General features: G+C 64.3%; 1 protein-coding gene. It reads left to right on the top strand.

Annotated elements, in window-relative coordinates:
- Nucleotides 1-6,098, top strand: a 6,098-nt coding sequence (locus AC5592_RS34245; protein ID WP_157122437.1) for a non-ribosomal peptide synthetase, incomplete at both ends; no start/stop codon positions are given.

Raw genomic sequence — 6,098 nt, 5'->3', positions numbered from 1 at the left:
CCGAACAACTTCCCGCCTACATGATCCCGGCGGCGGTGATGGAGGTAGCGGCGCTGCCACTGACGGTCAACGGCAAGCTCGACACCCGCGCCCTACCGGCACCGGAGTACACCGCCGGCGGGTATCGCGCCCCGAGTACCCCTGTCGAGGAAGTCCTCACCGCCATCTACGCCCACACACTCGGACTCGACCGCGTCGGCATCGATGACTCCTTCTTCGACCTCGGCGGAGATTCGCTGTCGGCGATGCGCCTGATTGCCGCGATCAACACGACCCTCGACACCGACCTGTCCGTGCGCACCGTGTTCGACACACCCACCGTCGCCCGGCTGGCATCCGGGATCGATAGTGCGGGTACGAGCCGACTCCCACGACTGACACCGGTCGAGCGGCCCGCGGTGATTCCGTTGTCGTATGCGCAGCAACGACTCTGGTTCATCGACCAACTCCAAGGACCCTCCCCGGTCTACAACATGCCGATCGCCTTCCGGATCAACGGACCACTGGATACCGAAGCGCTAGCCGCCGCCCTCGACGACGTCCTCGCACGCCACGAATCACTCCGCACCATCTTCCCCGACACCGACGGCGTGCCCTTCCAACACGTACTGCCCGCACAAGCAGGAATGTGGCGACGCCACGGCCCGGCAGTCGTATCGCTGCCCGAACAAGACCTGACCGACACCTTGGCAGAACTGGCCCGGTACCGGTTCGACCTGTCGACCGAGATCCCCATCCGCGCCCAGATCTACTCGGTGGGACCCGAACAGTATGTCGTGGGGATCGTGTTGCACCACATCGCTTTCGACGGATGGTCACCAATCCCCATGGCCCGCGACGTGAGCGAAGCGTACCGAGCGCGCCGACACGACCACCCTCCGGACTGGACGCCGCTACCGGTGCAGTACGTGGATTACGCACTCTGGCAACGCATCCAACTCGGCGAACTACACGACCCCCACAGCCGCATCACCACCGAACTGGAGTACTGGGAACAGACCTTGGCCGGGATGCCCGAACACCTCGACCTCCCCACCGACCGACCCTACCCAGCAACAACCGACCAACACGGCGCCAGCGTCACCATCGACTGGCCCGCCGAACTACAACACCACATCGCCGAGGTCGCACGCGACCACAACGCAACAAGTTTCATGGTCATCCAGACCGCCCTGACGGTGCTGTTGTCGAGGATCAGCGCCAACCCCGATGTGGCGGTCGGATTCGCCGTCGCCGGCCGCGACGATCCCGCTCTCGACGAGTTGGTCGGCTTCTTCGTCAACACCTTGGTACTGCGGGTCGATCTGGCCGGCGACCCCACCTTCACCGACCTACTCGCCCAGGTCCGCACGCGCAGCCTCGAAGCATTCGAACACCAACACGTGCCCTTCGAAGTGCTGGTCGAACGACTCAACCCAGCCAGATCACTGACACACCACCCACTGATCCAAGTACTGCTCGCCTGGCAGAACTTCGCCGGAAACAACGACCCGGCCGCCGGTTTGGCATTGGAAGATCTCGACGTCACCTCCCTGCCGCTGGACACCCACAGCGCCCGCACGGACATAGCGTTTTCCCTCGGCGAACGCTTCACCGACACCGGCGAACCCGCCGGACTCACCGGCGCAGTCGAATTCCGCACCGACATCTTCGACACCACCACCATCAACACACTCATCCAACGGCTGGAACGAGTACTGGTAGCGATCACGACAGACCCCGAACAAACCCTGTCATCAGTGGACCTGCTCGACGAATCCGAACACACCCGTATAGACAAGTTCGGCAACCGGGCGGTATTGCACACGGGCCGGCCATCGTCCCTATCGGTTCCGGCATTGTTCGCGGCCAAAGTGGCCCGCACGCCGGATGCGGTGGCGCTGAGCTGTGGTGATCGTTCATCCAGTTACCGGCAGCTGGAGCAAGCGGCAAACCGGTTGGCACACCTGCTGACCGACCGCGGTGTGGGCCCCGGATGCGTGGTCGGGTTGCTGATGCAACGCTCCGCACAAGCGATCACCGCGATAGCGGCAGTGCTCGAAACCGGAGCCGCCTACCTACCCATCGATCCCGAACACCCCAGGGCACGAATCGAATTCATGCTCACCGACGCCACACCCTCAGCCGTGATCACCACCGCCGATCTGGCCGGACGACTCGACGGTATCGACATACCGATCATCGATGTCGACGACGCTGCTGTCGACACTCAACCCAGCACGCCGCTACCCGCGCCCAGCCCGGACAACATCGCCTACCTCATCTATACCTCCGGCACCACCGGGACCCCCAAAGGCGTGGCCACGACCCACCACAACATCACCCAGCTACTGGCGTTCCTCGACACCGGCGCCACGCCTGCGCCGGAACAGGTATGGGCGCAATGTCATTCACTAGCCTTCGACGTCTCCGTCTGGGAAATCTGGAGCCCATTGCTCCACGGCGGACGACTGGTGGTGATCCCCGACTCGATCACCCGCTCCCCCAACGACTTTCATGATGTTCTCGCCGCCGAACACGTCACCGTCCTGACCCAAACACCCACCGCGGCGGCGATGCTGACACCACAAGGGCTGGAATCGGTCACCCTGATACTCGGCGGCGAATTCTGCCCCGCCCAGGTCATCGACGAGTGGGCGCCCACGCACACGGTCCTCAACGGCTACGGACCCACCGAAACCACCATGTGCGTCACCCTCACCACCCCCTTGACACCCGGATCGGGGGCACCACCGATCGGGGCACCGATGCCCACAGCAGCACTGTTTGTGCTGGATGAATGGCTCCGGCCGGTACCGATCGGAGTGCCCGGTGAACTCTATGTCGCCGGCGCCGGAGTCAGCTGCGGATATTGGCGTCGCACCGCGTTGACCGCATCGCGGTTCGTGGCCTGCCCCTTCGGAGGAACCGGCACACGCATGTACCGCACGGGCGACCTGGTCCGCTGGGCCAACGACGGCCAACTCCACTACGTCGCACGCGCCGACGAACAAGTCAAAATCCGCGGCTACCGCATCGAATGCGGCGAAATCCGAACCGCCCTCACCCAACTCGACGGCATCGAACAAGCAGCCGTCATCACCCGCGAAGACCAACCCGGAAACAAACGCCTCGTCGCCTACATCACCGGCACCGCAAACCCGAACGAGATACGCACCCAACTCGCCGAACACCTCCCCGCCTACATGATCCCGGCGGCGGTGATGGAGGTAGCGGCGCTGCCACTGACGGTCAACGGCAAGCTCGACACCCGCGCCCTACCGGCACCCGAATACACCACCAGCCACTACCGCGCACCCACCACGCCCGTCGAGGAAATCCTCACCACGATCTACGCTCGAATACTCGGACTGGACCATATCGGCATCGACGACTCCTTCTTCGACCTCGGCGGAGATTCGCTGTCGGCGATGCGCCTGATCGCCGCGATCAACACGACCCTTGACACCGACCTGTCCGTACGCACCGTCTTCGACACACCCACCGTCGCCCACCTGGCCCCCCGAATCGACACTGCGGGCTCGAGCCGACTCCCACGACTCACACCAGTGGAACGACCCGACGCGATCCCGTTGTCGTATGCCCAGCAACGACTCTGGTTCATCGACCAACTCCAAGGACCCTCCCCGGTCTACAACGTGGCGGCGGCGTTGCGGCTGAGCGGTGGGCTCGATGTCGACGCTCTGGGTGCGGCGCTGGCCGATGTGGTGGGCCGTCACGAAAGCCTGCGCACGGTGTTCCGCGCGACCGAGGGAACACCCCGGCAGGTGGTTGTCCCCATTGAGCGGGTCATTTTCGGGTGCGACGTCGTCGATGCGACCGGATGGTCGCACACCCGGCTCGACGCCGCCGTGAACGAGGCAGCGCGCTACCTGTTCGACCTGGCGGCCGAGATTCCGTTGCGGGCAAGGCTTTTCGCTGTTTCGGATCAGGAACACGTGCTGGTGATCGTGATGCACCATATCGCCGCGGATGGCTGGTCGCTGCGGCCGCTGGCAGCGGATTTGAGTGTGGCCTACGCCAGCCGCTGCGCGGGACGGGCGCCGGGTTGGGCACCGTTGGCGGTGCAGTACGTGGATTACGCACTCTGGCAACGCACCCAACTCGGCGAACTACACGACCCCCACAGCCGCATCACCACCGAGCTGGAGTACTGGGAACAGACCTTGGCCGGGATGCCCGAACACCTCGACCTCCCCACCGACCGACCTTACCCAGCAACCACCGACCAACACGGCGCCCGCGTCGTCATCGACTGGCCCGCCGAACTGCAGCAACACCTCACTCGGACAGCGCGCGAACACAACGCCACCAACTTCATGGTGATCCAAGCCGCCCTGACGATCCTGTTGTCGAAGATCAGCGCCAACCCCGACGTGGCGGTCGGATTCGCCGTCGCCGGCCGTGGCGACCCCGCTCTCGACGAACTGGTCGGCTTCTTCGTCAACACCCTCGTACTACGAGTCGATCTCAGCGGCGACCCCACCCTCACCGACCTCCTCACCCAGGTCCGCACGCGCAGCCTCGAAGCATTCGAACACCAACACGTGCCCTTCGAAGTGCTGGTCGAACGACTCAACCCAGCCAGATCGCTGACACATCACCCGCTGATCCAGGTGTTACTGGCGTGGCAGAACTTCGCCGGATACAACAACGAAGCCGAAGCCGGTTTGGCGCTGGGTGATCTCGACGTCACCTCCCTGCCGCTGGACACCCACAGCGCCCGCATGGACATCGCGTTTTCTCTCGGCGAACGCTTCACCGACACCGGCGAACCCGCCGGACTCACCGGCGCAGTCGAATTCCGCACCGACATCTTCGACACCACCACCATCAACACACTCATCCAACGGTTGGAACGAGTACTGATGGCGATAACCACCAACCCCGAACAAACCCTGTCATCGGTGGACCTGCTCGACGAATCCGAACACACCCGGCTGGACGAGATCGGCAACCGCGCGGTACTGCACACGCACACCCCCTCAGCGATGTCGGTGCCGGCACTGTTCGCCGAACAAGTCGCCCGCACCCCCGACGCAACGGCACTCACCTGCGGCGAGAACTCCTGGACCTACCAGCAACTCGACCGGACCGCGAACCGGCTCGCGCACTTGCTGACCGGCCACGGTGTCGGTCCCGGATGCGTGGTCGGGATACTGATGGAACGCTCGGCAGAAGCGATCACCGCACTCACCGCGGTACTCGAAACCGGGGCGGCCTACCTACCCATCGATCCCGAACACCCCAGGGCACGAATCGAATTCATGCTCACCGACGCCACACCCGCAGCCGTGATCACCACCGCCGACCTGGCCGGACAACTCGACGGTTTCGACATACCGATCATCGACGTCGACGACGCTGCTGTCGACACTCAACCCAGCACCCCGCTACCCGCGCCCAGCCCGGACAACATCGCCTATTTCATCTACACCTCCGGCACCACCGGGACCCCCAAAGGCGTGGCCACCGCACACCACAACATCACCCAACTACTGACAAACCTGAACATCGGCCCCACTCCCGCGTCCGAACAGGTGTGGGCGCAGTGTCATTCGCTCGCCTTCGACGTCTCCGTATGGGAAGTCTGGGGCCCATTGCTCCACGGCGGACGACTGGTCGTCATCCCCGACGCGATCACCCGCTCCCCCAACGACTTTCACGACGTTCTCGCCGCCGAACACGTCACCGTCCTGACCCAAACGCCCACCGCCGCAGCAATGCTGACACCGCAAGGCTTGGAATCGGTCACCCTGATACTCGGCGGCGAACTCTGCCCCGCCCACATCGTCGACCAGTGGGCGCCCAGGCATACAGTCATCAACGGTTACGGGCCCACCGAAACCACCATGTGCGTCACCCTCACCACACCCCTGAGCGGCGGATCGGGAAAACCGCCGATCGGGGCAGCAGTACCAGAGGCAGCATTGTTCGTCCTCGACCGCCGGTTACAACCGGTGCCGATCGGCGTCACCGGCGAGTTGTACGTGGCAGGCGCCGGAGTCAGCTACGGGTATTGGCGCAGGCCCGCATTGACCGCATCACGGTTCGTGGCCTGCCCATACGCACCCGGGGCACGCATGTACCGCACCGGC

The sequence above is a fragment of the Nocardia violaceofusca NBRC 14427 genome, assembly GCF_963869435.1.
Lineage (GTDB): Bacteria > Actinomycetota > Actinomycetes > Mycobacteriales > Mycobacteriaceae > Nocardia > Nocardia aobensis.
The sequence above is the reverse complement of the archived record's forward strand: the minus strand, read 5'-3'. Positions and strand labels throughout refer to the sequence as shown.